The organism is Glaciecola sp. XM2, assembly GCF_018595715.1.
Taxonomy (GTDB): Bacteria; Pseudomonadota; Gammaproteobacteria; order Enterobacterales; family Alteromonadaceae; genus Glaciecola.
Genome location: NZ_JAHEOJ010000008.1, coordinates 1 through 520, shown reverse-complemented (window position 1 = coordinate 520; position 520 = coordinate 1). Strand labels below are relative to the sequence as shown.

The following is a 520-nucleotide window of genomic DNA, read 5'->3' as shown; positions in this document are numbered from 1 at the left end:
AAGTCGTAACAAGGTAACCCTAGGGGAACCTGGGGTTGGATCACCTCCTTACCACAAAGTTAGTAGATGTTTTTGACGACGTGCTCACACAGATTGTTTTGTTATAGATAGTAAAGAGAACCACCCTACACCGCGAGGTAAGATGGGGCTATAGCTCAGCTGGGAGAGCGCCTGCCTTGCACGCAGGAGGTCAGCAGTTCGATCCTGCTTAGCTCCACCACTTGCTTAGAAAGCAGGCTTGTAGCTCAGCTGGTTAGAGCGCACCCCTGATAAGGGTGAGGTCGGCAGTTCAAGTCTGCCCAAGCCTACCAATACGTGATAGTCAAACGCGCGGTAGTCAAACGGTGGTGTGGTCGGTAAAACCTTAATGAATGAGGTCTGTAGTAGAGATTATTCATTAGGGTTTTTTTAAGCCTTAACATGTGGCGTTTATCGCGACATGGCTCTTTAACAATTTGGAAAGCTGATAATTAGTAATCAATATTTAACGAAAGAGTAACTGATTAAATAGTATCTAAGG

General features: G+C 45.6%; 2 tRNA genes. Both read left to right on the top strand.

Going from position 1 to position 520, the window contains the following annotated elements:
• Positions 1-144: 144 nt before the first annotated feature.
• Positions 145-220 (top strand) — tRNA-Ala (locus tag KJ365_RS00030).
• Positions 221-234: 14 nt separating this feature from the next.
• A tRNA-Ile gene (locus tag KJ365_RS00025) sits at positions 235-311 on the top strand.
• Positions 312-520: the final 209 nt, after the last annotated feature.